This window comes from Priestia sp. MDV22-iso46, from assembly GCF_058629175.1.
Window position 1 is genome coordinate 20,045 of record NZ_JBZVWT010000014.1, and the last position, 24,109, is coordinate 44,153.

Here is a 24,109-nt window from a genome sequence, read left to right on the forward strand (position 1 = left end):
GACTGCATTTAATAAAGGGATTTAGATATCTGAGGAAGCGTATATATATCTTTAACTCTATTTATTTTTCAACCAGACCCATGACAAACGGAGTAAAGTCACTCAATTTTTCCTTATCGCTAAGGATCTTCAAAAAAACATTGGAGACATGTTCAGGTATAGGTGTTTGACTATCTACAGTTGCTGTCAAAAAATAATATAAAAAATCAAAATAATTTCTTCTTCTGATTGCATCAATTAAATAATAAGCATAAAGATTATTATTCAATAGCTTCCTTCTTAAAATTATTCCAAAGTCATACAACTCATTAGCAGTTGTATTCACAAGCTCTTCCTCCTTCAAAGCTTTATACGGGTAAAAACTCAATTTCAGATCAGCTTATTTGTATAAAATCATAAACATAATTGATGTATCTACTATATATTGAAAAAGGTTTATAATAGCAATAGACGACCTATTCATTCGGATTAGAATCGTGAGGTCGTCTACATTATTTTTATATTCATTTTTTTATCCTTTCAATTTGCTTTATCAATAGATGTATTCTTCTATATTTTCATCTTCTAACTGCCTTGGACTACCATCATGACATTGATTAAATAAATAAGTAAGGTACGAATGCAGTTCAAATCGGTCCTTCCGGATAAAATCAGACCATATTTGTTTGTTTTCCTCCATCATTCCTTTTCCTTTTTCAATTCATTTTTTTATCTTTACGGTTTCCTAGCTAGTAACTTTTCACACGTACAAAGTGACCATAAAAAATAGAGAAAGCTCTTTACTAAATTAAAATCAAACAAATGAAATCAATAAATATCTTCAATACCAGATAAGCGAATAAAAAAAATATTTTGTTTTTCATCTCTTAAAGACAGTGTCTGTTCATGGAGATTAAGATTATAAACATGACCTTTACACGTTTGTAATGACCCATTTTCATAATAATTAACCGTAACTGATCCTTTTTTGATTAGCTTTTTCAAAAACATAGATTAACCCTCCTTTTAACAAATGAATTGCAGTTAGTAAAAAACTAGAAAGACAGATCATGGATTGCCGAATTAACTATTCGGTACTCTGTTTCTAACTCCTGTAAGGTTAATTCATAAAGCTGTTTGTTTCCTTTTTTATAAATTCCTAAATGAATTAACGAATCTATAATAAAGTTTTTTTTACGTTGTATATCGTAGTAGATTTGTTCACTCATTATTTTACCTCCTAATCTCAGAATGGTCTTTCGTATGATTATCGAACTATTCTAATTCATTATAAAGCTGGCCAGTTACAAGGAAATGAAAATGAAGTAAAATTGATGTAATAAATAAGTAAACTCGATTAGAGAAGTGTGTGTATATGTGCTATCTCTTTACTTTTAAGCCAATGTTTATCGCCTCGCTTTATAATGAAAAGTAAATCTGTAAATTTTACCTTTGAGTAGTTATTTTTCATATTTTTTTCTTTTTTCTCCTATGAAATGCCATTCTAAAACACCAAAGGCTGTATTCATTATTCACTGTAATGACTTTCTATAAAAACTAATATTAGGTATATTATGGTATCATTTTTTGGTTAATGAAATACTTTCTACAAAACTTCCTTTAAACTTACATAAAATCGCAAAGTAAGACGAAATAATCTAGCAGTAGGTAATGGGTAGATGATTATGGAGTATGTGCTCTTTTTTATGTGTTGGGTATTGGACTGGTCGCTTATATTTTTCATGAAATGGTTGAGAGGAGAAGAGCAGCCTTATCCACCCAACACAACAATTTAGAATCAACTATTATTGCCATATTAGGATATGAACGAGATGTTTTTCCTTTACAACGAAGGGGACTTAAGAAAAAACATCTTATAAATCATTTAACTAAATATAAAATTGAAAGGCCTGACTAGCTTGACTAAATTGTTTTCTGCTCGCATCGATTCTTTATATCTTCCTGCGAGTATTCTTTTAGTATTTTTTATTTATCTTTCTTCTATGAGAAAAAGAAACAGATATAAACGAAGTGAAGTGAAAAGAGATATTAGGAATTATCTGTAAGTAAATCCTATCGTCAGTATTAATGGCAGGGAGAATAAGGTTTCCAGTCGGATAAGTTCACTGAATCGCCCTCGATCTTTTCAAAGCTGGGACGAAATTAGCATTGCATAAAGCGTGGAACCTTCCAGATCCGAGGATAAATGTTTATGTGTATATTCTAAAGTTTTTAATAAAAGGCTCAGTCCCTAAACTAGAGACTTCAAGCGTGCCATTATATCATGATTTAACATATAAAAAGTAGTTCCTAGTATAAACACCCAAATAAAGCTTACATATTGTATAAGGTTTATTTGGGTGTTTATTCAAATTGTTTCTATACATTTTTATAACTGAGCGAGTTCTTCAGATAGCTTTTTAGATTTAGCCTTTAGTTGTTCTTTTTGGCCTTCCAAATCCGCAACTGCAGTCAAAGCTTCTGGATTCTCAGGTTCTTCTTTAAGTTGCTTTAACATAGCTATAAGAGATTCAGAGACTTTTATCAAATTTTTGTTCACTTCATCTTGCTTTTTTAAATTAATAATTTCACATTTCTTTTTTTCTATATTATTCATCATCCTATTTCCTTTCTTTTAATATGTAAATGGAGATTAATTCCTTAGTCATTTAAAAGTCGATAACAAATATGACAAATAACCAGTTTAACTATGCAGTATGTGAAAATGATGATTATAATCTAATCTTACTAAAGGGAATGTAATCAAAGATTAATGAAAGAGAACCTACTTAATAGGTCCCCTTTTATATTTGTGACATTAACCTGCTTTTGTTGCAATTACTAGTACACGTCCTTGATCTAATTCCTTTTCATATTGCTGAGCTTCTGCATCTGATAATCCTAAAGAGTGGATTTTAGAACGTAATTCATCTCCACGGGATCGGAAAATGTTGGCCATTAAATCAAATGCCCCTTGTTCCGAAACACCGACATCATTTGTCTCCAATGCTTCTGTTAAGTCTTTAGAACGATTTTTATCATGAGCTAATAAATATACTTCGTCTCTTTTATATCCTCGATTTAGAAATTGTTCAATTACTTCTTTTGCTTGAACTCCGTTTTCTACTACTCTTACATTTTTCATAAAACAACCTCCTTTTATAGTTAAATAATATGTACCCATTTTTAAGAAATAAAAATCATTTTTATACTCAGTAATAAATTTTTAAGATTTTTCTGCAAGTTCTTTCATCCTATGTTTCAGGGCATCTATTAAGTTACTTACCTCTCTTTAAAATCTAAAGCTGTAGGGATTAAAACTCTGGATTACGTTTTGGAAGATGACGTACGGGAATGAAATGAAATAAGACAGCTATTAAATAAAGGAGGAATTGTTATGAATATAACAGAAGTAATGACCTCAAATGTTGAGAGCTGTAACCTTAAAAGTTCTTGTGGTGAGGTAGCTACTATGATGAAGAGGATAGATGTAGGTATTATTCCAATTTGTGAAGACGATAAGCTAATAGGATTAATAACGGATCGTGATTTAGTTGTTAATGGATTAGCTAATAATTTCAGTGCGAATACACAAATATCTGAAATGATAACTACAGATGTCATCACTGGTACAAAACACATGTCTGTAGAGCAAGCCGCAGAAATCATGTCTCAGTACCAAATACGCAGACTTCCCATTGTAGAAGATGGAAAGCTCATTGGAATGGTTTCTCTGGGTGATTTAGCAGTAAGTAATGCTTCAAATAAAAAAGCAGGGAAAGCTCTTGAGGACATCTCACTTCCTGCTGAGCCTAATAAATAAAGATCAGGAGACTTTATATAAGTATTTTCTTTTCCAATTAAAAGCATACATTTATGAGGAAGGAGTAGATACTATGCCTTTATTAGATATAAGTATTATACCTGTTGGAACGGATTCAACAAGCTTTAGTTCAGAAGTAATTAATGCTGTACGTAAGGTTAAGGGAAAGGATTTACATTATGATGTAACACCCACCTCTACTATAATAGAAGGAGATCTTGAACAGTTATGGCAAGTAGCAAAAGATATACATCAAGAGGCAATTTCAAGTGGGCCTAATCGAATTATCACAAACATACGTATTGATCATAGAAAAGATAAGAAAACAGATATGAATCATCAAATAGACACTGTAGAAAATGCATTAGACTAGTTTTTAACACTTATTTAAAATTTATAAATCTAATTAAATAAACGTTGCTATATATACAAAAAAAGATAGCAATTAGTATTTACTGATTGAGGAATAATCCTTTCACTGCCCTTTTATCTTATTCGAAGATGTAATTCTTTATTTAGGAGGAGAGAAAAATGGAACGAACTGCAAAGAGAGTTGTAGGAGTATATAAGTCAGAGCAAGAAGCCATTGCAGCTGTAGAGGACCTGAAAACACAGGGATATGCTACACGTGACATTTCCATCCTTGGGAGAGATAGTAGAGAGGTAGATAGAGTAACGGAAGAAACGGATACCGAAGTTGTTGACGGAATTACAACAGGCGCACTAACTGGTGGAGCACTTGGAGGGTTAACAGGTTTATTAGCAGGAGCTGGTGCACTTGCTATCCCAGGAATAGGACCAATCGTTGCTGCAGGACCAATTGCAGCCGTATTAACAGGCGCTGTAACGGGTGCAGGAGTAGGAGGTTTAGCAGGCGCTCTTGTTGGAGTAGGTATTCCTAAAGAGGAAGCTGAATACTATGGTAACTCAGTCAAAGAAGGAAAAATTTTAGTACTTGTTGATGAAAAGGAGAAATTTGGCCGAAATAGAGAGCAAAAGCCACCTCTGTCAGGAAGAATTCTTTAAATCTGAATAAAGATAAAAAGATGCTTCACTGGTTATATAATGGATGAAGGTGTAGAAGATTAGCTGTTAAAGGTCGTATAAAATATGGGGGCTGATGAGGTTTGGAAGACTTAGTAGTAGGTTAACCTAAAACATTGCCTGTAACGAAATTATATTTACCTGCTTAATAAAAGGAAATTATAAGGACACTCATCACGTAAATTTTTATGTGAAAAAGGTCTGTATCTATTTTGATACAGACCTTTTTACAATGTTTATGGAAGTCTTCCTTAAGGGAATTTAATAAATAAGCTTTTATTTTTATAATTCATGCGATAATAAAATATATACTATTGAGGTGACAATTGATATGTATGACAAGATTCTAGTAGCATTTGATGGTTCTAAACCTTCTATTCATGCTCTCCAACATGCGGCCAAACTAGCTAAAACAGCAAATACTAAAAAGATGGTCATTCTACATGTTAATGATGAACCTATAGACTTACAGCAACCTGTTTATAACGTAGAAATAGATCAATTAATTGAGGAAGAGAACCATGAAATTCTATCTACAGCTAATGGACTTCTTCTTGAGGCAGGGATTCCTTATGAAACTCATATATTAGAAGGGGATCCCTCTAGACAAATCACATCGTATGTAAAAGAAAATCCATATGATTTAATTGTGATGGGAAGTAGGGGAAAAGGGTTAATAAAAGGAATGTTCTTAGGAAGTGTGAGTCGTGCAGTCATACATTCTGTTGATTGCCCAGTTCTTATTGTAAAATAAATTTTTCGATGGTTATTTATTTTTAATGACGCTAATTAAACAGTTCGGCAAACAGTTCTACGTGAGAATTCGTGGAGCTTTTTTATAAAAAAGTAAGGGTCCACGTTCCTCAATAACTTCTTTAAATTCTTTCTTAGGTTTAAACATAGGAACCCTTAAAGCGAAAAGTGTTGTTTATTCTCTTGTTTGAGGTTTACAACCTTTACATTCTGCACGTTTATGAACCACAACGTGCAGATCCGATAAATTGAGTCTTTTTCTTCTTTAAAAAAATTATTAGAAATCGGTTCAAGCTTCTTATAATGAGTTTAGATTAGAATGACAAGTAAATTATTTTAATGTGAACATTTGCAAACCTATCGGGCTATCTTATAAAATAAGGGTAAGAAATAAGAAAGATAGGAAGACGAATCTATGTCCACAAAATTAGTAAATTTACGAATTGATTTCGCTTTTAAACAGTTATTCGGCACCAAGGGTAGTGAGGATATCTTAACGGGTTTTCTAAACGCTGTTTTAGAAAAATCCTTAGAAGCACCCATTGCATCTCTTCAATTGGAAGACCCACACCTCCACAAGGCTTACCAAGATGATAAGTTATCAATCTTAGATTTACTAGCTACACTCAATAATGGCACACAAGTAAATATTGAGATCCAACTTCGTAATACGCATGATATGGTGAAACGCTCTCTATATTATTGGGGCAAACTATATACTTCACAAATGCAAGAGGGGATGCCTTATCGCGCCTTACGAAAAACCATCACCATTAATTTATTGGATTTCATTTTATTTTCTTCAGATGAAGAATTTCAGACGACAGGTCAGCTGTGGGATACAACCAAGCAACGTGTTTTAAGTGATGATATTGAAATTCATTTTGTGGAAATTCCAAAGCTTGTGAAACAGTGGCGTGAAGAAAAAGTCAACCCGTGGGAAAATGCATTTGTTCGTTGGATATTATTATTACCGGCTCATGAAGATGAACATTTAACACAAACATTGGAGGAGATTGCCATGAATCAAGATCCAATTTTACAAAAAGCGATGGATAAATGGGAAAATATGAGTCACGATTCTTCTTTCCGAAGCGCATATGAAGCGCGTGAAAAACTATTGCTTGATGAGCAAGCTAAATTAGCCCATGCTCGTGAAGAAGGGCTAGAAGAAGGGAAAATCCAATTGATTCGTAGCATGTATGAGAATGGTATGCCTTTAGATGATATTGCAAAATTTACTGGATTAAGTATAGAAGAAGTAGGAAGAGTAATACGATAATATAGAATATATTAAACAGATAGATAAGTTATGCTATAATAGCGTTGGGAATGATACGTGAATGATCTGATGTATTCAACGTAGCAAAAAGCCACTTGTAGTCTACGAGTGGCTTTTACTTATCTACTCGAAGAACGACGGGCACTCTCGTTATGAACAGATATACATAGCGATAAGGCTTCACAAGGGAAAAACAGTTATGTTTAAATGATAGAAGCCTCCATCAACGTTGATGGGGGCTTCTTTATGCTATGTACGTGTCTCTTTTTGTTTAAATCATAGAAAAAAAGAAGAAGGACGCCATTCTTCCTTTAGTCACCCTTATACAATTGTCTTAGAAACTTCTGCCGCCAAGTTGTTGCTCAGCCATTTGTACAAGACGCTTTGTAATTTCACCACCTACAGATCCGTTTGCACGAGCAGTTGCATCAGGACCTAGGTTAACACCAAACTCACTAGCGATTTCATATTTCATTTGGTCAATTGCTTGTTGAGCACCATATACCAATAATTCATTTGTGTTGCTATTTTTATTGTTTGCCATTTTATCCATCTTCTTTATTGTTTATAACGTTAACATGTGTAAAAGGAGAATCAGTTATTCATAAAATAAAAAAAATAATTTTAAACTATTCTTTACCTTATAAATTCGTATAGAAAAAGTGACTACCTGATGGGGAAAATTGAACCTCTTTGTTAAATAATATCTAATCGTTATAACTCCTAAAATAATAAGAAACCTACTTCATAAGAGGATAGGATTCAAAGAAATAGCTAAGATGACATTTAAAGACAAGTTTCACTATATATTACCTCATTAAAGAATAAAATTATTTGTGTTTCTAAGAGTAAAAAAAGACCAAGTCATTAGGTTTTTTGATCGTTATTTTAATGATCTTTAGTGAGATATTGGTGGAATGTCATATGTAAATATAAGTTCTATTTAATTTTAATAATTGTTGATAGATGTAAGTTTTTGTAGATAATTAAATTGTTCTCATATATTGAATATTTATCCTACATCAAGTACAATGAGTTGAATATAAGTTCAACTTAAAAGATGAGGTGTGTAAAAATGAAAATTTCACGTTTTAATAAAGATTGCGGGAACTCTGTTGATATGAACATTATGGATGGATACCTATTTGATTTTCCAACGAATGTAGTTGAACTGCAAAAAGAAGCTGCAGATTCTTTTTTTACAGATGCGGTTACAGCTCCAGAAGAATTTAAGAAGCGTATTTTACTTTCCACAACAATTCAGGGAGAAGAGAAAGAGCGCTATTTCTTAGTCGGTGACATTGCAGCAAGTCAACTGCTTGCCAACAATCACATTAATAAATTACACAATAAAATTACAAGTCATATTCCATACATCACCTTTTTAGCTGCGATTGCGTATTACCATGCGTTACATGCGAAAGATAAAAAAGACAACACAATTGAAATTGACTATTTTTCTACTATGTTACCAATCTGGCTCCTTAAGAAAGAGAGCACATTTGGGGCGGCTCAAAAAGCCATGGCTAATCGCTTCTTAGGCGACCATACGTTTACCGTCCATACGCCTGGTTTTGAAAATACGTTAAAGGTAGTAGTGGAAGAAAGTGCATGCTTAAAAGAGGGAGAAAGTGCACGTTTTGCGTTAAAAAAAGACTTAACCCTTGAAGATCGTGAAGATGCAAATGAGTATGTAGAATGTGAAACAGTTATGGTGGACATTGGTGGTGGTTCCATTGATGTGGTTATTCTACCCGAAGGGTTGAAAGCTGCCAATAGTCGTGAATCATTCCAAAGCATTGAAGGCATTCCTTATTTAGCGCATATTAATAAATTGCGTAAAGAGAAATTCCTAGAACTGTTTACAGACTTACGTGCCTTTGATCAATTTATTCTTGATAACTACAGCAAGCAAAAGTTTGTATTAAAAAACGAAAATACAGGTGAATCCATTGATTTAACAAATACAATCAAGTCTTCTCTTCGAGAATATGTGGAGATTTTATTGGCTAAATTAAATGATGTCGCACCACCACCAGCGAACAAAGTGCGTAAATATGTGTACTGTGGCGGGGTAGCTCCTACTTTAGAAGTTGCTATCATGAATAGTATGCGTGAAAAAATTGGAGAAGAGCGCACAGACAAGTATCATAAGGTTCCCCAAGATAGCCGTCACTTAAATTTATTTGGTTTAGAGATTCGTAGTATTGGTTACGTTCAGAAAAAGCAAGCAGCAGAGAAAAAAGCCGTTAAATCCTAATAACGTAGGTGATAAGGATGTCAGAACGCCAAAATGCGTTTACCATTAAGACAAATCGATTGAGTGATGAAGTGTACAATAAATTGGCCACATATGCTAAATCGCGTAAGTTAGGGGATTATATTTCATCTTTAATTCTACGTGATCTAGATGGTGCATCTACTGGAAGAAAAGCAATGGAAGACAAAAAAACCTACGAGATGTTTGAACATATCAAGAATGAACTAGCTGATTTAAAGGCATTAGCCCAAACAACAGGTTTTGTAGGAAACCATTCCTTCAAAGAAGAAGAGCCTTCAAAGGTTCCCCAACTGAAAGAAGGAAAGATTGCAGATTTAGAAAATATATCTGGCTCATTAGACGATGACGACTTAGAAGAATATAACGATTTTTAAACATTAAAACCACTAGAACTCATTCTAGTGGTTTTCTTTTTGTGGTTTACTCTAAACCGTGAGGAAACAGATACTAACTTTTTATGATATTCAAGGTAAAATGCTTTGTATAAAAACAGCTAAAAATTTTAAATTCAACTTTTTTTGTGATTTTTTTGTCTATGTATTTTACCATTCATGTGAAAAAGCCCCTAACCAATCTAAAGGCTGAATGTGTCAGATTACATATTTCTCAAATAAAATAAAAATTCTCTTCATATAAATAGTAGTCATCTCATATGCTTGAGTATAGTTTTTTTTTGGATAGACTGATAGATAACTATAAATAAACCATTAAGTATATTTTAGATCAATCCATCATATGCTCATAAATTATTTGATTTCTAAAAGAAAACTACATGGCCCCAACCATGTAGTTTTAAATAAAAAATCATCATTTTGCGTAAATGTGGTATAGAAGGTAAAATCCAATTACCACAAATGCGAGAAACAAACATGATTTTAAGATTTTCATTTCAGGTAGAGAAAACACTTCGCTTATAGTGGAATTTGGATGTTCCAATGCATGTTTCCAAATTCCCCATAAGCAACTTCCTAACATCGATAAAATTAAAACAACGAAAATACTTTGGACAGTAAAGTTTTTGAGAAATTCCATACGACATTCCCCTTTCCTAGAAAGGTTGCTCTGTATCGCTAAATCAGTGATCTCATGTGCAACTTAGCTAGTATTATTTGTATACGTACACTCTATGCATCTCTGATAACATATATGCTTACTACTCATAAATGTCTTATTCGGCAAAAAGAACCATCGAATTTACGATGGTTCTTTTTGCTGAGTATTTTATTATTTACGTTTGGTCATTTGCATCTGAAAAATTTGATTTTCTTGAATACCTGCTCTTTGAAGTTCCTGTTTAAAGGATTCGCCTTCTTTTAGTTTAATAATTCTCTTCGAGCCGTCACGTAACGTGTATACTCTAAAATTGTACATGAATGTCCCTCTACCAAAATAAATGCTTCCTGTACACGACTTCTTCAGGAACTAAGCCAAGCGAACATCAATGAGCTCGCTTAACTGCATTTTATTCTTTAACTCAAATACGTCATCAATGAAAATGAATAAATCCCCGAGGGAATCAACAAACTGAATGAATCCTGTCTCTGTTATACATTGGCCTCTCTTATAATAGGTAAGGTACACTTGTTTATTTGTGTGTAAGGCTTCAATTAAGGTGAAATTCATCTTTCTTTTACCTACCCTTATTAAGTGACAAGTATGGAGAAGCTATGATATGTTAGCATCTCTACATATTATCGAAAAATAAGAGAATGAGGTGTTTGAACATGAATAAAACTGAACTAGTAGATGCAGTTGCAACAAAATCAGAACTAACGAAACAGGATTCCAAAAAGGCTGTAGATGCGTTGCTTGAAACGATTTCTAATACGCTTGCCAAAGAAGAAAAAATTCAATTAGTTGGATTTGGTACATTTGAAATACGTGAGCGCTCAGAGCGTACAGGTCGTAATCCTCAAACAGGTGAAGAAATGACAATCCCGGCTTCAAAGGCTCCAGCTTTTAAACCAGGAAAAGAATTAAAAGAAGCCGTTAAATAAATAGGCCTTATAAGCAAGCCCCCTCTAGCTTCTAAAGGGGGCTATTTTTCATAGTGGAAAATTCCTGAAGACCTACACCTAAATATTATCTAATCAAGGTTTCTATTTTCTTGAGTCGTCGTCTTAGAATTAGAGGTAGGCTCTTTGCCAAGTCTAGGTTTCCAATTACCTAACTTGTCTTTTAAGTAATCTTTTAAAAAATCACGTTTCTTTTTTCGTCTTTTATCCCTGTTTTTCATAAGGAATCACCACCTTTGGGTTACTTAATAGATTCAATTTATCTTTATTATAATTATGTTGAAAAACTCACTCTTTATGCTAAATCTATAAGTAATAAGTAGATCATCTTACTAGTCAAAGGTATACTTTTAGGTATTGTTTCAAAGTATTCTAGAAGACGCTTTCCGTTGTAAGAGTAACAAAAGTAGAACGTGAAGAACAACCAGATGCCCCTTATATGTATTGTCATAATCAATAATAAAGAAAGCAGGCTAATAAATATTAACCTGCTTTCCAGACTAACGAGAACTTAAAAGGTTTCTCGTTAGAAAGGATTTTATGGTTTCGTAGAAGAAGCATCCTCATTCTCAGAGGTAGAAACTTTATCTTTGAAGTTAGATTGATGTTTTCCATGCACATCATTGATATTTACTTTATCAGAAGTATATCCAGCAGTGTTAAATCTGTCATCCCCTATTGCAGGCTGAGAATTGTTAGACTGATTTTTCATCGTGTACCTCCTAGTTTGGGTTGGATAGGTTTAGTATGCTCATATTCACCGTATTTCATGAGGATGCACTTAACGTTTTATCTCTATTCAGTCGAAAGAGTTGGATATTTAACCTAAAAATAAAGTTTAATCAAAAACGTTCAACGAACTCATATTCTACGGCACAAAAAGGAAAAAAGGATATAAAGTCATCGAATCAGTGGCAGCAACTTTGTAAATTGGATGCCTCAAGTTTTAAAAAGAGTGAAAACACGATTAAACTAACACAAAGGCGTAAGCTCCTTACTTATGAAATAAATAAAAAAGAACTGACACTTGAATGCCAGTTCTTTTTTATTGTATAAATATAGTCATTCTTCATCTTCATAAATAAATAAGCCATTTACAAATGTTTCGAAGTTAGGAGCTAATTCAAAAATAAGTGTGTCTGCTCCCCATTCTAGATCCATATAAATAATAGGAGGATTGTCTTTTGTATTCCGATAATCGAATGCAACCCACCAATGTCCTTCTCCACACAATAGAAGAATATCTTTAGGTAAGTCCCATTCTTCTATATAATAATCACTAGATAAAATGCCTTCTTTCCCTATTCCATAAATTTCGGGAACATTTACATGATCGTTTGCCCAATTTGTTGGAACGGAGGTAGGGTAGTCACAATATTTTAAGGAGCCTCCATTCTGCATTTTACATAACTCAATATAGGATTTTGGTAACTTCACACCCAACTTCTTTTCTGCATCGTTGACCATTTCTTCTGTTAATTTCTTTGATTGACTGTATCCATCATCCCAAATATCTCTCATTTCCCCAACCCTTTCGATCAATACCAATTAAATGCTTTTCTTCATGCCACATTCGCGGCATTCACGCAAGAAAACGCCACCTTTTACCGAACTTTTGAAGTAAGATGAGTTGCAGTTGTCGCATCTTCCACTAACCTTATCCGGAAATTCAGCATAGTCATACACTTTATCAAGATCGATTTCTTGCTGCTGTTTTTCTTCCACGTTGATCACTCTTTTCTAATTGACTCTTATTAGATTACCATAAAAAGCGAAGGTGAAATTATTTTATGTAAAACGAACATCAATTAGTTCACTTAACCTCATTTTGTTCTTTAATTCAAATACTTCATCGATAAAAACAAACAAATTCCCCAGGGAATCAACAAATTGTATGAAACCTGTTTCGGTTATGCGTTGCCCGTTCTTATAATATGTAAGGTATACTTGTTTATTTGTATGTAAGGCTTCAATCAAGGTGAAATTGATTTGCTCCATTTGCTCTTCTGTTAAAAGAGGTTGAGGTACTTCTAATTGCTTGTTTATGATTTCCTGCAACCCTAGGTATTGTTCTGGCAGACTGGCGAATGGTCGCTACTTTTTCATTCCTCTGTTTGACATACTGAAGTACGTGAGGAGTAAGTAATGATGTAAGATAAGCTTAACCTTTATTTTTTACACATCTCACTATTAAAGATAAAGCTTAATTATCCTCCAACTTTACATCATTTCAATCTCCTTCTTTAAAACACTTGCTGCGCTGTAAAAAGTGAAATGATATGTTTCATTTCCTTGTTATAAAATATAGAAGATTAGTATTGTTCTTAATCATACATCTCAAATTTTTAGTCATCTTAAGACCGGAAATTTATTAAACAGATGCACAAACTATGTTATAATAGTGATGGGAATAATACGTGAATTATCTAATGTGTTCAACGTAGAAAAAAGCCACTTGTAGTATACAAGTGGCTTTTACTTATTAGAATTCTATATACTTTTATTTACATTGATTAATTAAAGATAGAGAAAAATACATATAGACGAGGTGTAAAAAATGATTAATCTATATACGACAACCAGCTGCGTTTCTTGCCGAAAAGCAAAGGCTTGGCTTGAGGAACATCAAATTGATTATATTGAGAGAAATCTATCGTATGAACCTATTACAGAAGATGAAATTAAAAATATTCTTAGTATGACAGAAAAGGGTACAGATGAAATTATTTCTACAAGGTCAAAGATCCCTCAAAAGTTAAATATAGAGATTGATGCACTGTCGTTACAGGGTCTGTATGATTTGATAAAGAGCCATCCTTTTATACTTAAACGCCCTATTATTATACAAGATCGTAAAATACTGCAAATCGGATATAAAGAAGAAGAGATAAGAGCTTTTATTCCTCGGAAACTTCGTACTTTCACGATGACAGAACAGGCAGTAGTAGGTGATCATTAGAGGGTAATAGAAGGCATCGGCAGTGTAGTAAGGTATATATTTCAGATTCTAAAAATGAGTAAACACAACTACATCTACATAAAAAGGAGAGGGGTAAAAAACCTTCTCCTTTTATTATATAATCCTCTATACTTAGATACTCTTCTTCATACCGCATTCCCGACATTCGCGTAAGAAAATACTACCTTTTACCGAACTTTTGAAGTAAGATGAATTGCAGTTGTCGCATCTGCCACTGACCTTATTATCAAGATCCAAATCGAAAAAAACATAGAAAATAAAGGTTGATACATATTGCGCATGAATAATAGGTATTAACCTTTTAATCTTTGCTCAACAAACACGCCCGGTTGATGAACTTCCTTAAACATCTATGGGCCTAACATCTGAAAACAATATCTAAGCTATCGTTGTAATTATTGGTTGATCCCTTGTAATAATTATTGTGTGCTCATATTGTGCACAAAGACTATTATCGGGCACACATAAAGTCCACCCATCCGAACTTACAACTGTATACTCTGCTCCAGTTGATAAAAAAGGCTCAACAGTAATAACCATACCTTCTTTCAATACCCGTTTATCATACTTGTCATAGATAGGTAAAATATCTTCAGGGGCCTCATGTAAAGACCTTCCAATGCCGTGACTGCAAAGATCCGTAATTACCTTGTAACCACCTTTTCGGGCTTCATTTTGAATAATTCTTCCGATTTCATTCAATCTCACCCCATGTTTAAGTGAAGAAATAACTTTCATCATAGTATTGTGTGTGTATTGACAGAGACGTGTTACAGAAGGGTTATATAAAGGGATCTGAAAGGAATGACCTGCATCGGCAAAGTAACCACTTAACTCAGCAGAGACATCAATATTTATTAGGTCACCTTCTTGAATCTTCCGATTCCCCGGTATTCCGTGAGCAACCTCATGGTTAATGCTAATGCATGTGTTACCGGGAAAATTGTAGGTTATCTTTGGTGCAGAGACCGCACCATATCTTCTTAAAAAATGTCCTCCGATTTCATCCAATTCTTTGGTCGTCATTCCGGCACGGGTCTGATTTTTCATTTCACTTATTGTTAAAGCAACGATTTTGCCGATTTCCTTAAGCCCATCAATATCATCCTTGCCTCCAACTGTCATATATGAACCCTCCAATTTTTTGATGTTTTCATTTTACCCAAAGTAATGTTTCCAATTCTCCATAAGCTGGTCCGATTGCTTAATATCACTTATTACAAAGTTACAAAACTCATACCACTCACCCCCTTAATCATGTTAACGCTCGATCTGAAGACCTCATCACGCCTCCATTTGCAACAAACTTAAGCTCCTTTATAATATATACATATTAAATTATATGTGTAGTATCTAAATAACGAATCTAATCTTTATAAGAAAAGAGGATATATGCTCGTATATTGAACATAATATCCTCTTATTAGTTTATTCTATTTAAACCTTATCTGGATATTCAGCGTATTCATACACTTTATCAAGATCTATTTCTTGCTGCTGTTTCTCTTCCACGTTGATCACTCTTTTCTATTTGACTTTTATTAGATTACCACAAAAAGTGAAGGTGAAATTATTTTATGTAAAACGAACATCAATTAGCTCACTTAACCTCATTTTATTTTTTAATTCGAATACTTCATCGATAAAAATAAAGAGATCCCCCAGGGAATCAACAAATTGTATTAATCCTGTTTCGGTTATAAGTTGCCCGTTCTTATAATATGTAAGGTATACTTGTTTATTTGTATGTAAGGCTTCAATCAATGTGAAATTGATTTGTTCCATTTGCTCTTCTGTTAAAAGAGGTTGAGGTACTTCTAGTTGCTTGTTTATGATTTCTTGCAATCCTAAGTATTGCTCTGGCATTGTAGCAAAAGGGCGCCATTTTTTCATTTTATCAAGACCTTCCTTTAAAAAAGCTGTCGTTTTGATGGCTTTTATCGATGTATCCATGTCTACATCGATAATCGTTTTTCAAAATTAGAATTTATATTACTTTTTGTTGTCTCGTTTTGAATTAAAATTTGATTAAATTCACAATATAAACCTTGATATATAGGCAAAGAGAAAGAGCGTTTTATGAAAAAAGATTGATCATTCTTTACGATCCTTATTCTATTACAGTGTCCGGTTATGGAAGTTCATTTATGTTATCTTATTAGAGATAAGCACCTGTTAACTTAATACAATCTCCATTTTTCTACTCTTTGTTGTCATACCAATGGATTCATAAAATTCAATTGCATAAGGATTCTTCTCTGATACTCCCAATTCAATACTATCAACTTTCAGACTGCTCCCAAAATCAAAAACATATTTCATAAGCCTTTTTCCTATCCCCTTCTTTCTCTGTGCTTGAGCAACGCATAAACTGTTTATAAATAATACCTTTCTTGCTTTCACAAATGAATTTTCAATTATTTCTTCTTCCTTCATCCCAACGACTCCGACTATTTCATTACCAATGGTAGCCACAAAAATGTGTTGTTTGATATCATTTAGCTGACTTTCAAAGAACTCTTCACTTATTGGAGTGGAATTCTTTCTGTACAAATCTGGCCTTTCGCAAACGTGTAACTCATGAACTTGCCTGAATAAAGACAATGAAGATTCGTAATCACCTTTATTAGCCTTTCGAATGGATATATCCATATTTTTCTCCTTCCTCTCAATAATTGTTTAACACGTAACTACCATTTGCACTCCAATCATTTAATTCGTCTCCAAATACCTATACTATGAATACTATAGATACTGTATATTTTGAGTGCTGTTATCTATCCTACAAGGAAAAAACAATAGATGAATAGCAATCTTTGTATACTTCGTATTTACTCTTATAATATGCTATTGTTTCTTTCATTCCTCTCTGTTCCATATCTTTTTCCTCCTTAAGCTTTATGGCCACCCATAAGGCCATTTCGATAACGAGCTGTTGAATAAGGAAGGTGACTAGACGCACGTAGTACACTATTCTTCCCGTAACGAATCCGAATCTCATCAATCGTTTTGGCAAGAGCATAGGCTCTTTCACGCTGATCGATATCCTCAAATAAGCTCATTTGCTCCTCTTCTTGAATGCTGGTGTTTGATAATGAAATGCCAATGGAGCGAATCGGCATGCCACTATCATATGTATGTAAGATGGTTAAGCAATACGGAAAGATATCTTGGCTTAAGTTTGAAGCTCTCCCCATTTTCTTTTGTCTGGAGAATCCTCCACCTGTTTGTTTGCTGTAGCCAATCGATAAATGGATCGTTTGAGCCACCACTTGATGCATGCGTAAACGAAAACAAACATCGTCCAATAGCTCCAATAGTAATAATTCAACTTCTTTTCGACTTGTATAATCTCGAAAGAGAATCTGACTTTTCCAAAAGGAACGGGAACTAGGGATGTACACATCAGAAATGCGACTAAAATCGATCCCATTCGCATGTTGGTGGATTTCTTCTCCTAGGCCACCAAATTCTTTACGTAACATCTCCTTAGAAGAAAGAGCGAGTTCTTTTATGGTATAGATGCCTAAACGGTTTAAGCGTCTTTCTGTAGCTGACGAGATCCCCCAGAAATCCTTCATTGGATGAATCGACCATAACTTAAAGGGAATATCCTCATACCGCCAATAAGCAACCCCTGTTGGGCTGTGCTTCGCTTCATGATCTAAGCTGACTTTAGCCAGTAAGAGATTAGGACCGATTCCTGCGGTAGCAGTCAGTCTTGTTTTGCGATAGATCTCATTAAGTATTCGATGAGCTAGCTCTTCTGGTGTTCGAGCAAATAAATGCAAAGAAGCTGTCGCATCAATAAACAACTCATCAATGCTATATGCACGGAAATCTTCAGGAGCCACATACTGTAACACCAAACTAGAAATATAGTTCGACGCCTTGATATATCTCTCCATGGATGGATTCACCACATGAATATCTTTCCTTTTAGGAATTACAAAAATTACGTAACTATAAAGTTCATAATCTTAATAATTGGTTTCTAAAACTTAGCAAATTAATAATATTTACAACAACTTAATATGAAAATTAACCCTTATTTGTTAATATAGGGGTGTTTTTTCATTTGTAAAGGGAATTATTCCTGTTTTTAACACTTGATTTACAATTTATTAAAAACCTATTAATAAACCTTCTCTATAATTCTCTTTGGGACATAAAACATGATAACAATTGGGGGTAACAACATTGTTTAAAAAGAAGTTAACGAAAAAGTTATTACCGGTAGCTGTTCTTTCAACAGTTGCTTTTAGCGGTTTAATTGGTGGTTTCTCACATGTAAGCGCAGAGGAATCTACTAAGCAAAAAGGAACTAATAATGCAGAAATTAAAAACGTCATTGTTTTAATCGGTGATGGCATGGGAGTTTCTTACACTTCTGCTCATCGTTATTTAAAGGACAATCCATCTACGAAATTTGTTGAGCCAACGACATTTGATAAATACTTAGTAGGTCAGCAAACAACGTATCCAGAAGATCCTGCACAAAATGTAACGGACTCTGCTTCTGCAGCAACCGCCATGTCTGCAGGTATTAAAACATATAACAATGCGATTGCAGTTGATAATGACGGATCAGAAGCAAAAACGGTTCTTGAAGCTGCTAGAGAAGAAGGAAAAGCAACAGGTCTAGTTGCAACTTCTGAAATTACACATGCGACACCTGCTTCTTTCGGATCACATGATCAGAGTCGTAAAAACATGGACTCTATTGCTGACGATTATTTTGATGAAATGGTGAATGGCCAACATAAAATCGATGTTCTTCTTGGTGGCGGTAAAAGCAACTTTGATCGTAAAGATCGTACTTTAACAGAAGAATTCAAAAAAGCTGGATACAGCTATGTGGAAAACCGTGAAGATATGTTAAACGATAAAAATAGTAAAGTGCTTGGTTTATTTGCTGATGGTGGACTTCCAAAGAAAATTGACCGCACAGAAGAAGTTCCTTCATTAAAAGACATGACAAACACTGCTCTTTCAAAATTAAACAAAGATAAAGACGGGTTTTTCCTAATGGTAGAAGGAAGCCAGATTGACTGGGCAGGGCATGACAATGATATCGTTGGAGCTATGAGTGAGATGGATGACTTTGAACAAGCATATAAAGCAGCAATTGAGTTTGCAAAAAAAGACAAACATACCTTAGTAGTAGCAACAGCTGACCACTCAACTGGTGGATACTCAATTGGTTCAGACGGTATTTACAACTGGTTCAGTGAACCAATCAAAGCTGCAAAGCGCACGCCTGATTTCATGGCTGAAGAGATTGCTAAAGGAGCAGGCGTTGAAGAAACATTAAAGAAATATATTGATCAAAATACCCTCGCCTTAACAGAACAAGAAATTCAATCTGTTAAAGAAGCAGCTAAAACAAAGAAAGTTCTTGATATCGATAATGCCATTGAGAATATTTTTAACAAACGTTCTCACACAGGTTGGACAACAGGTGGACATACAGGTGAAGATGTTCCTGTCTATGCATTCGGACCATCAAGTGAAAAATTTGCTGGATCAAATGATAACACTGATATTGCAAAAAATATTTTTGATGTCTTAGATTATAATATTAAAATTCAAGATAAGTAAGAAATAATTGGATAAGATAAAGTGTATCCCGTTGCTTAAGTACAAGCAACGGGAACTTTTTTAGAATATAGAATCATACGGGGGAATCATCATGAAACACACTCTTTCTATATTATTTTTAATCATGCTGCTTGTTGGTTGTTCATCCAATGCCAGTCCTGAAAACAATGAAAAAAATGCAGCGAACGAAAACCAAACAGAAAATAATACAGACGAAAAAAATGATGAAACGAAACAGGAAAAGGATCAGGAACAAACTGAGAGCAAAAGTGACGAGTATCAGCCTAATTCTCAAGTAACAGATGACCATTCATTGCAAAAAGTCGGTCAGACATATGCAGATGAAAAAGGTGAGGCTACATTAAAAGCAATTAAACCTTTGAATAAAACTTATAAACTTGGTGAAATTGAATTAACAATAAAAGAAATGAAACTGATTCACTTACGACCTGATTACAGTATGATTGATTATTTTCACGTCTTAACACATGACGAAGAGTTTGATTTTGTTAAAGTTTTCGTTGAGATCAAAAATAAGTCTTCAGAGAAAGTGAATTTTGCACCAATTGCCTTACTGAAAACGAATACAGGTGAAACATTTGATTGGCAAAAAGATATTTACCTTGAAGAGTTAAATGGTGAAATTGAAGGTAATGGCACGAAATTTGGAAATATTGGTTTTATTGTGAATGCAACAGGCGGTCATGCGCACAAAGATAGGCACAATGAGTCAGACCAAAAGGAAGCAAAGGATATTAAGTGGGCTGAAATAACCACAAGTGATGTATTTGATAAAAACGAGAAAAAAATCAGCGAAGCACAAAAAATTAAAATTGAGTTTTAATAAAAGCTACCAATTAATATACCCATCTTTAAAGATGGGCCTTTTTGTTTATAAAGTTGCACTTCTATAGCTTGTAAATATAATAATGACATGAAAACACCCCTCCTAAAAGTTCTGTTTAGAAGAGGCTGGGACAAAAAACTATCTCAAAATTAAAAGCAGTTCCTAACGCTGTAAAGGAATCGATTTTTTATGCCTAATTTAGCTTAACGTTGTAAATCCGCATCTTCCTGACTGACGCTACCCCAACTACATAATAAAGAAAATTGTTCGTAAAGGTACGTGTAAATAACAGAACGTCCGAAAAGTGTTTTTTAATTTTTGCGGATATATATATAAGTTGGAATTAGTAGTTTCCTATATGTCCGTAAACGTATACTTTTACGGACGTACAAGGAACATATAAATTCGCTAAATTGTTACAGAATCACGCTATATAAGAAATGGCACTGAATAACTTTCTAACATACATTATGATGGATAATTAAGGAATATAAAGGTGAGAAGTAAAGACCGCATAAAGCATCTGTTTTTTTTATAATTTCTTCATGCTCAGCATTCGTGGAATCGTTGCTAAGTCAATCCTGTATAAAACTGTATATAAAAAAGAGCTACTGACTATATCGGACACAGTAGCTTCTTTATACGTATGTTACCTTATCTATTTACTGAAGTTCTTCTTATAAATACCTGTTGGTATACATAAAGGTGAATGGTCGACAGGGTTGTCTATTATTTTACATGAAAGTCCGAACACCTCTTCTATCATTTCTTCAGTAAAGACTTGCGTCGGAGATCCTTCTGTATAAATCTTTCCACTTGAAATACTAATTAAGTGATCGGCATAACGAGCAGCTTGGTTTAAATCATGTAGAACCATTACAATTGTTCGGTTCTGTTGCTTATTTAGGTTACGCAATAATTCAAGTACTTCAATTTGGTGAGCCAAGTCTAAATATGTTGTCGGCTCATCCAAAAGTAATAAATCAGTTCCTTGTGCTAAAGCCATAGCAATCCATGCACGTTGACGCTGCCCTCCAGATAAAGCATCTAAAGTTCGATCACTTAGATGTTCCATTTTAGTAGATTGCAAAGCGTCACTTACAATTTTATGATCTTCAGTAGAATAACGAGCAAACAGCCCTTTATGGGGATGACGTCCATAATAACAAAGCTCTTTAACAGTTAGATCTTCAGGTGCCTCGGGAGATTGAGGCAAGATAGCTAATTGTTTTGCAACCTCTTTTGAAGAGTGCTGGTGAATATCTTTTCCATTTAAATAAATACAACCTTGTGTTGGTTTTAATAACCGTGCTAAAGATCGAAGAATAGTTGATTTTCCACATCCATTTGAGCCAATAATGATACTTATTTTACCTTCTGGAATATGGAGATCAATATTATTAATGATCGACGTTGAATCGTATGAGATTGAAAGCTTCTCTGCAGTTAATTTTGTCATACATACTCTTCCTCTCACTTATTTTTTTGTTCGCGTCGTAGTAAGTATAAGAAATAAGGAGCTCCTATAATTGCTGTTACGATACCAGATGGAATTTCGATTGGAGGAACTACACCTCTTCCTACAGTGTCTGCAAGAAGTAAAAATAAGGCCCCAATTAGTGCTGATACAGGTAATAAGAATTTCGAACGGCTACCTACTAACCTTCTTCCTATGTGAGGAGAAATAAGCCCAATAAAACCTATTGATCCAACAACAGCTACTGATGCTCCTGTTAAAATCACTGATATACTCAATAAAGTATAACGAACGTATTTTATTCTTTCTCCTAACCCAACAGCCATTTCGTCTCCCAAATTTAAAATATCTAATTTAGAAATAAAAATAATGATCAAAGGAATAAGGATAAGACAAGGAATTAAAAACCACATTTCATTCCAGCCTCTACCCCATAAGCTTCCAGTTAACCATAAAAGGGTTGTATTAACGTTATCTGGAAACTTAATCATAAAATACTGAATGCCAGCTTGGCAGATAGCTCCTAAAGCAACGCCTATTAACGCTAATGAATGAGTTTTTGTACTTTGTGTATATGAGAACAACATAAGAGCAATAGCAATTACTGCAGCTCCTAAGAAAGCTGAAAACGGTAATGCCACCATAGAAGCTCCTGGAAAAATAATTAAGACAGCAACAGCAAATAAACCTGAACCCTTTGTTACACCGATTACATCTGGAGAGGCTAATGGATTCTTTAAAATCCCTTGCAAGATAGCTCCAGAGACAGCTAAAGATGCTCCAACTATAATAGCGAGAAGCATTCGTGGAATTCGATAATTAAATAAAATAAAATGATTACTTTGTGATTTTCCTATAAGGTTAGTAAAAACTTCAACTGGTGAAGTATATACAGCTCCAATACCTAAACTTATGAATGCTATCATAACTAGGATGATGAGGAGCACACTGAGTATGCCATAAGGATGTTTTTTTGCATTCATTGTTTAATATTCCTCCCCTTTCTAGCAAGGTATAAAAAGAAAGGTGCCCCAATTAGTGCTGTTACAATCCCTACCGGTGATTCAAACGGATATGCAATAAAACGTGAAAGTATGTCTGCATAAATAAGTAGAATCCCGCCTAAAAGTGCGGAAAATGGTAAAATACGTTGATAATCTCCTCCCACTAACTTTCGTGCAATATGAGGAACCATCAGACCAATAAAGCCAATTGGACCGGCAACCGCAACGGAGGAACCAGCAAGGATAATAACAATCACTCCAGAAACAAGCCTTATCCACTGCACTTTTTCGCCTAAACCGGTTGCCATATTTTCTCCTAGAACTAATATAGAAATAGAACGCCCCATAATAAAAGCTGCTAGAAGTCCAAATACAGACCAGGGAAGTAAAATCAAAACATGAGACCAGTTCTTTCCATTAATTGACCCTACAAGCCAATACAAAACGTCCGTAGCATCTTCATTTAACACAATCACTCCCTGTGTAAGGGAAGATAAAAATAGATGAACAGCCATACCAGCAAGAGCTAACTTGATATGTGTTACTTTCCCCCCGGCTGCGAATAAGTAGACTGTTATTCCACCTAATGCAGATCCTAAGAATGCAAAATAAACGGTTGTTTTTGAATGTAATTCTGGAAATAAGATTGTTGCTACTACAATAGCTAAAGAAGCTCCAGCATTTACGCCGAACACTTGAGGAGAGGCTAAAGAATTTCTAGTAATAGCTTGCATCAGTGCTCCAGCTACAGCAAGACTAGCCCCAATTAGTGCCGCAAGAACAGCTCGCGGTAGTCTCAGAGTTTGAATAACCGTTGTTTGTTTGGAATTGTCAGGTTGAAATAATGCTTTTATTACATCGGTTATACCAATAGAAGAAGAACCTACAGAAACGTGAATAAATATTCCAGCTATCAATAGAAAAACACTAATAAATCCTATTATGTATCTTCTTGCTCGTTGTTTCTTGATATTCTTGTTCATCTACAACACACTTTCTCAAATACTTTACTATACAAATAGA

At 34.2% G+C, this 24,109-nt stretch carries 31 protein-coding genes and 1 pseudogene; 11 read left to right on the forward strand and 21 right to left on the reverse strand.

What is annotated here, in order from left to right:
- Positions 1 to 61: 61 nt before the first annotated feature.
- The 5 genes from AC4NPH_RS28405 to AC4NPH_RS28425 form a co-directional block, all read right to left on the reverse strand.
- Positions 62 to 325, reverse strand: coding sequence for a hypothetical protein (locus AC4NPH_RS28405; RefSeq protein WP_098197524.1), 264 nt, complete (start codon positions 323 to 325; stop codon positions 62 to 64).
- Between the two features lie 482 nt (positions 326 to 807).
- The gene (locus AC4NPH_RS28410; RefSeq protein WP_098197523.1) at positions 808 to 990 is read right to left on the reverse strand and encodes a YolD-like family protein; all 183 of its coding nucleotides are present in this window, start codon (positions 988 to 990) and stop codon (positions 808 to 810) included.
- A gap of 44 nt (positions 991 to 1,034) precedes the next feature.
- Positions 1,035 to 1,208, reverse strand: coding sequence for a Fur-regulated basic protein FbpA (locus tag AC4NPH_RS28415; protein ID WP_098197522.1), 174 nt, complete (start codon positions 1,206 to 1,208; stop codon positions 1,035 to 1,037).
- 1,160 nt (positions 1,209 to 2,368) lie between these two features.
- Positions 2,369 to 2,596, reverse strand: coding sequence for a hypothetical protein (locus AC4NPH_RS28420; RefSeq protein WP_098197520.1), 228 nt, complete (start codon positions 2,594 to 2,596; stop codon positions 2,369 to 2,371).
- A gap of 201 nt (positions 2,597 to 2,797) precedes the next feature.
- On the reverse strand, positions 2,798 to 3,124 hold the full coding sequence (locus AC4NPH_RS28425; RefSeq protein ID WP_098197519.1) for a YflT domain-containing protein: 327 nt from the start codon (positions 3,122 to 3,124) through the stop codon (positions 2,798 to 2,800).
- 252 nt (positions 3,125 to 3,376) lie between these two features.
- Between AC4NPH_RS28425 and AC4NPH_RS28430 the strand changes: the two genes are divergently transcribed.
- The 5 genes from AC4NPH_RS28430 to AC4NPH_RS28450 all read left to right on the forward strand — a co-directional run bounded on the left by AC4NPH_RS28430 (position 3,377) and on the right by AC4NPH_RS28450 (position 6,881).
- Complete coding sequence (locus AC4NPH_RS28430) at positions 3,377 to 3,802, forward strand: CBS domain-containing protein (protein WP_098197518.1); 426 nt, start codon at positions 3,377 to 3,379, stop codon at positions 3,800 to 3,802.
- 73 nt (positions 3,803 to 3,875) lie between these two features.
- Positions 3,876 to 4,175 (forward strand): MTH1187 family thiamine-binding protein, encoded by a 300-nt coding sequence (locus AC4NPH_RS28435; RefSeq protein ID WP_047934282.1) that lies wholly within the window; start codon positions 3,876 to 3,878, stop codon positions 4,173 to 4,175.
- 158 nt (positions 4,176 to 4,333) lie between these two features.
- Positions 4,334 to 4,828 (forward strand): YflT domain-containing protein, encoded by a 495-nt coding sequence (locus AC4NPH_RS28440; RefSeq protein WP_098197517.1) that lies wholly within the window; start codon positions 4,334 to 4,336, stop codon positions 4,826 to 4,828.
- A gap of 349 nt (positions 4,829 to 5,177) precedes the next feature.
- Positions 5,178 to 5,600: a universal stress protein gene (locus AC4NPH_RS28445; protein WP_098197516.1), complete on the forward strand. Its 423-nt coding sequence runs from the start codon at positions 5,178 to 5,180 to the stop codon at positions 5,598 to 5,600.
- Positions 5,601 to 6,014: 414 nt separating this feature from the next.
- On the forward strand, positions 6,015 to 6,881 hold the full coding sequence (locus AC4NPH_RS28450; protein WP_098197515.1) for an Rpn family recombination-promoting nuclease/putative transposase: 867 nt from the start codon (positions 6,015 to 6,017) through the stop codon (positions 6,879 to 6,881).
- 334 nt (positions 6,882 to 7,215) lie between these two features.
- Here the strand turns inward: AC4NPH_RS28450 and AC4NPH_RS28455 are convergent, their stop codons facing one another.
- Positions 7,216 to 7,425, reverse strand: coding sequence for an alpha/beta-type small acid-soluble spore protein (locus tag AC4NPH_RS28455; RefSeq protein WP_098197514.1), 210 nt, complete (start codon positions 7,423 to 7,425; stop codon positions 7,216 to 7,218).
- A 531-nt stretch (positions 7,426 to 7,956) separates the two neighbouring features.
- Between AC4NPH_RS28455 and AC4NPH_RS28460 the strand changes: the two genes are divergently transcribed.
- Together AC4NPH_RS28460 and AC4NPH_RS28465 are read left to right on the forward strand one after the other, a co-directional pair.
- Positions 7,957 to 9,141 carry an Alp7A family actin-like protein gene (locus AC4NPH_RS28460; RefSeq protein WP_491939318.1) on the forward strand — a complete coding sequence of 395 codons (1,185 nt, stop codon included), beginning with the start codon at positions 7,957 to 7,959 and terminating at the stop codon, positions 9,139 to 9,141.
- 17 nt (positions 9,142 to 9,158) lie between these two features.
- The gene (locus tag AC4NPH_RS28465) at positions 9,159 to 9,536 is read left to right on the forward strand and encodes a hypothetical protein (protein ID WP_098315250.1); all 378 of its coding nucleotides are present in this window, start codon (positions 9,159 to 9,161) and stop codon (positions 9,534 to 9,536) included.
- Between the two features lie 850 nt (positions 9,537 to 10,386).
- On the opposite strand, the gene AC4NPH_RS28470 is transcribed toward AC4NPH_RS28465, so the two are convergent.
- On the reverse strand, positions 10,387 to 10,533 hold the full coding sequence (locus tag AC4NPH_RS28470) for a hypothetical protein (protein WP_170959610.1): 147 nt from the start codon (positions 10,531 to 10,533) through the stop codon (positions 10,387 to 10,389).
- Between the two features lie 51 nt (positions 10,534 to 10,584).
- Positions 10,585 to 10,785, reverse strand: a complete 201-nt coding sequence (locus AC4NPH_RS28475) for a YolD-like family protein (protein WP_141524694.1) — start codon at positions 10,783 to 10,785, stop codon at positions 10,585 to 10,587.
- Positions 10,786 to 10,886: 101 nt separating this feature from the next.
- Between AC4NPH_RS28475 and AC4NPH_RS28480 the strand changes: the two genes are divergently transcribed.
- Complete coding sequence (locus AC4NPH_RS28480; protein WP_098315251.1) at positions 10,887 to 11,159, forward strand: HU family DNA-binding protein; 273 nt, start codon at positions 10,887 to 10,889, stop codon at positions 11,157 to 11,159.
- Between the two features lie 89 nt (positions 11,160 to 11,248).
- Here the strand turns inward: AC4NPH_RS28480 and AC4NPH_RS28485 are convergent, their stop codons facing one another.
- The 5 genes from AC4NPH_RS28485 to AC4NPH_RS28505 all read right to left on the reverse strand — a co-directional run bounded on the left by AC4NPH_RS28485 (position 11,249) and on the right by AC4NPH_RS28505 (position 13,256).
- A complete protein-coding gene (locus AC4NPH_RS28485; protein WP_170959609.1) occupies positions 11,249 to 11,398 on the reverse strand; it encodes a hypothetical protein in 150 nt (49 codons plus the stop codon).
- A gap of 317 nt (positions 11,399 to 11,715) precedes the next feature.
- Positions 11,716 to 11,889, reverse strand: a complete 174-nt coding sequence (locus AC4NPH_RS28490; RefSeq protein ID WP_170959608.1) for a hypothetical protein — start codon at positions 11,887 to 11,889, stop codon at positions 11,716 to 11,718.
- A 350-nt stretch (positions 11,890 to 12,239) separates the two neighbouring features.
- Entirely contained in the window at positions 12,240 to 12,698 is a 459-nt protein-coding gene (locus AC4NPH_RS28495; RefSeq protein ID WP_029324147.1) for an SMI1/KNR4 family protein, read from the reverse strand.
- Between the two features lie 27 nt (positions 12,699 to 12,725).
- Positions 12,726 to 12,902, reverse strand: coding sequence for a DUF8096 family protein (locus AC4NPH_RS28500; RefSeq protein WP_098197509.1), 177 nt, complete (start codon positions 12,900 to 12,902; stop codon positions 12,726 to 12,728).
- A gap of 63 nt (positions 12,903 to 12,965) precedes the next feature.
- On the reverse strand, positions 12,966 to 13,256 hold the full coding sequence (locus AC4NPH_RS28505; protein WP_228541216.1) for a YolD-like family protein: 291 nt from the start codon (positions 13,254 to 13,256) through the stop codon (positions 12,966 to 12,968).
- Between the two features lie 478 nt (positions 13,257 to 13,734).
- Between AC4NPH_RS28505 and spxA the strand changes: the two genes are divergently transcribed.
- Entirely contained in the window at positions 13,735 to 14,136 is a 402-nt protein-coding gene (gene spxA / locus AC4NPH_RS28510; RefSeq protein WP_057244072.1) for a transcriptional regulator SpxA, read from the forward strand.
- Positions 14,137 to 14,268: 132 nt separating this feature from the next.
- On the opposite strand, the pseudogene AC4NPH_RS28515 reads toward spxA, so the two are convergent.
- From AC4NPH_RS28515 to AC4NPH_RS28535, 5 genes and pseudogenes are all read right to left on the reverse strand, one after another.
- Positions 14,269 to 14,391: pseudogene (locus AC4NPH_RS28515) on the reverse strand (DUF8096 family protein); the annotation flags it as partial.
- A gap of 144 nt (positions 14,392 to 14,535) precedes the next feature.
- A complete protein-coding gene (gene map, locus AC4NPH_RS28520; RefSeq protein ID WP_098197507.1) occupies positions 14,536 to 15,282 on the reverse strand; it encodes a type I methionyl aminopeptidase in 747 nt (248 codons plus the stop codon).
- Between the two features lie 450 nt (positions 15,283 to 15,732).
- Positions 15,733 to 16,050, reverse strand: coding sequence for a YolD-like family protein (locus AC4NPH_RS28525; RefSeq protein ID WP_055991855.1), 318 nt, complete (start codon positions 16,048 to 16,050; stop codon positions 15,733 to 15,735).
- A gap of 282 nt (positions 16,051 to 16,332) precedes the next feature.
- Entirely contained in the window at positions 16,333 to 16,809 is a 477-nt protein-coding gene (locus AC4NPH_RS28530) for a GNAT family N-acetyltransferase (RefSeq protein ID WP_055991858.1), read from the reverse strand.
- A 239-nt stretch (positions 16,810 to 17,048) separates the two neighbouring features.
- A complete protein-coding gene (locus AC4NPH_RS28535; protein WP_257141739.1) occupies positions 17,049 to 18,080 on the reverse strand; it encodes a DinB/UmuC family translesion DNA polymerase in 1,032 nt (343 codons plus the stop codon).
- 277 nt (positions 18,081 to 18,357) lie between these two features.
- Between AC4NPH_RS28535 and AC4NPH_RS28540 the strand changes: the two genes are divergently transcribed.
- A complete protein-coding gene (locus AC4NPH_RS28540; protein ID WP_097812990.1) occupies positions 18,358 to 19,758 on the forward strand; it encodes an alkaline phosphatase family protein in 1,401 nt (466 codons plus the stop codon).
- Between the two features lie 91 nt (positions 19,759 to 19,849).
- Positions 19,850 to 20,602: a hypothetical protein gene (locus AC4NPH_RS28545; RefSeq protein WP_098315254.1), complete on the forward strand. Its 753-nt coding sequence runs from the start codon at positions 19,850 to 19,852 to the stop codon at positions 20,600 to 20,602.
- 661 nt (positions 20,603 to 21,263) lie between these two features.
- On the opposite strand, the gene AC4NPH_RS28550 is transcribed toward AC4NPH_RS28545, so the two are convergent.
- From AC4NPH_RS28550 to AC4NPH_RS28560, 3 genes are read right to left on the reverse strand one after another with little or no spacing between them, the layout of a single operon-like run.
- Positions 21,264 to 22,064, reverse strand: coding sequence for an ABC transporter ATP-binding protein (locus tag AC4NPH_RS28550; RefSeq protein ID WP_098197504.1), 801 nt, complete (start codon positions 22,062 to 22,064; stop codon positions 21,264 to 21,266).
- Between the two features lie 14 nt (positions 22,065 to 22,078).
- Positions 22,079 to 23,065, reverse strand: coding sequence for a FecCD family ABC transporter permease (locus AC4NPH_RS28555; protein WP_098315255.1), 987 nt, complete (start codon positions 23,063 to 23,065; stop codon positions 22,079 to 22,081).
- On the reverse strand, positions 23,062 to 24,069 hold the full coding sequence (locus tag AC4NPH_RS28560) for a FecCD family ABC transporter permease (protein WP_098197502.1): 1,008 nt from the start codon (positions 24,067 to 24,069) through the stop codon (positions 23,062 to 23,064). The genes AC4NPH_RS28555 and AC4NPH_RS28560 overlap by 4 nt, the downstream gene beginning before the upstream one ends.
- Positions 24,070 to 24,109: the final 40 nt, after the last annotated feature.

Coding starts and splice junctions, on each gene's coding strand:
- AC4NPH_RS28410 (WP_098197523.1), bottom strand. CDS start 990: ATGTTTTTGAAAAAGCTAATCAAAAAAGGATCAGTTACGGTTAATTAT.
- AC4NPH_RS28415 (WP_098197522.1), bottom strand. CDS start 1,208: ATGAGTGAACAAATCTACTACGATATACAACGTAAAAAAAACTTTATT.
- AC4NPH_RS28420 (WP_098197520.1), bottom strand. CDS start 2,596: ATGAATAATATAGAAAAAAAGAAATGTGAAATTATTAATTTAAAAAAG.
- AC4NPH_RS28425 (WP_098197519.1), bottom strand. CDS start 3,124: ATGAAAAATGTAAGAGTAGTAGAAAACGGAGTTCAAGCAAAAGAAGTA.
- AC4NPH_RS28430 (WP_098197518.1), top strand. CDS start 3,377: ATGAATATAACAGAAGTAATGACCTCAAATGTTGAGAGCTGTAACCTT.
- AC4NPH_RS28435 (WP_047934282.1), top strand. CDS start 3,876: ATGCCTTTATTAGATATAAGTATTATACCTGTTGGAACGGATTCAACA.
- AC4NPH_RS28440 (WP_098197517.1), top strand. CDS start 4,334: ATGGAACGAACTGCAAAGAGAGTTGTAGGAGTATATAAGTCAGAGCAA.
- AC4NPH_RS28445 (WP_098197516.1), top strand. CDS start 5,178: ATGTATGACAAGATTCTAGTAGCATTTGATGGTTCTAAACCTTCTATT.
- AC4NPH_RS28450 (WP_098197515.1), top strand. CDS start 6,015: ATGTCCACAAAATTAGTAAATTTACGAATTGATTTCGCTTTTAAACAG.
- AC4NPH_RS28455 (WP_098197514.1), bottom strand. CDS start 7,425: ATGGCAAACAATAAAAATAGCAACACAAATGAATTATTGGTATATGGT.
- AC4NPH_RS28460 (WP_491939318.1), top strand. CDS start 7,957: ATGAAAATTTCACGTTTTAATAAAGATTGCGGGAACTCTGTTGATATG.
- AC4NPH_RS28465 (WP_098315250.1), top strand. CDS start 9,159: ATGTCAGAACGCCAAAATGCGTTTACCATTAAGACAAATCGATTGAGT.
- AC4NPH_RS28470 (WP_170959610.1), bottom strand. CDS start 10,533: ATGTACAATTTTAGAGTATACACGTTACGTGACGGCTCGAAGAGAATT.
- AC4NPH_RS28475 (WP_141524694.1), bottom strand. CDS start 10,785: ATGAATTTCACCTTAATTGAAGCCTTACACACAAATAAACAAGTGTAC.
- AC4NPH_RS28480 (WP_098315251.1), top strand. CDS start 10,887: ATGAATAAAACTGAACTAGTAGATGCAGTTGCAACAAAATCAGAACTA.
- AC4NPH_RS28485 (WP_170959609.1), bottom strand. CDS start 11,398: ATGAAAAACAGGGATAAAAGACGAAAAAAGAAACGTGATTTTTTAAAA.
- AC4NPH_RS28490 (WP_170959608.1), bottom strand. CDS start 11,889: ATGAAAAATCAGTCTAACAATTCTCAGCCTGCAATAGGGGATGACAGA.
- AC4NPH_RS28495 (WP_029324147.1), bottom strand. CDS start 12,698: ATGAGAGATATTTGGGATGATGGATACAGTCAATCAAAGAAATTAACA.
- spxA (WP_057244072.1), top strand. CDS start 13,735: ATGATTAATCTATATACGACAACCAGCTGCGTTTCTTGCCGAAAAGCA.
- map (WP_098197507.1), bottom strand. CDS start 15,282: ATGACAGTTGGAGGCAAGGATGATATTGATGGGCTTAAGGAAATCGGC.
- AC4NPH_RS28525 (WP_055991855.1), bottom strand. CDS start 16,050: ATGAAAAAATGGCGCCCTTTTGCTACAATGCCAGAGCAATACTTAGGA.
- AC4NPH_RS28530 (WP_055991858.1), bottom strand. CDS start 16,809: ATGGATATATCCATTCGAAAGGCTAATAAAGGTGATTACGAATCTTCA.
- AC4NPH_RS28545 (WP_098315254.1), top strand. CDS start 19,850: ATGAAACACACTCTTTCTATATTATTTTTAATCATGCTGCTTGTTGGT.
- AC4NPH_RS28550 (WP_098197504.1), bottom strand. CDS start 22,064: ATGACAAAATTAACTGCAGAGAAGCTTTCAATCTCATACGATTCAACG.
- AC4NPH_RS28555 (WP_098315255.1), bottom strand. CDS start 23,065: ATGAATGCAAAAAAACATCCTTATGGCATACTCAGTGTGCTCCTCATC.
- AC4NPH_RS28560 (WP_098197502.1), bottom strand. CDS start 24,069: ATGAACAAGAATATCAAGAAACAACGAGCAAGAAGATACATAATAGGA.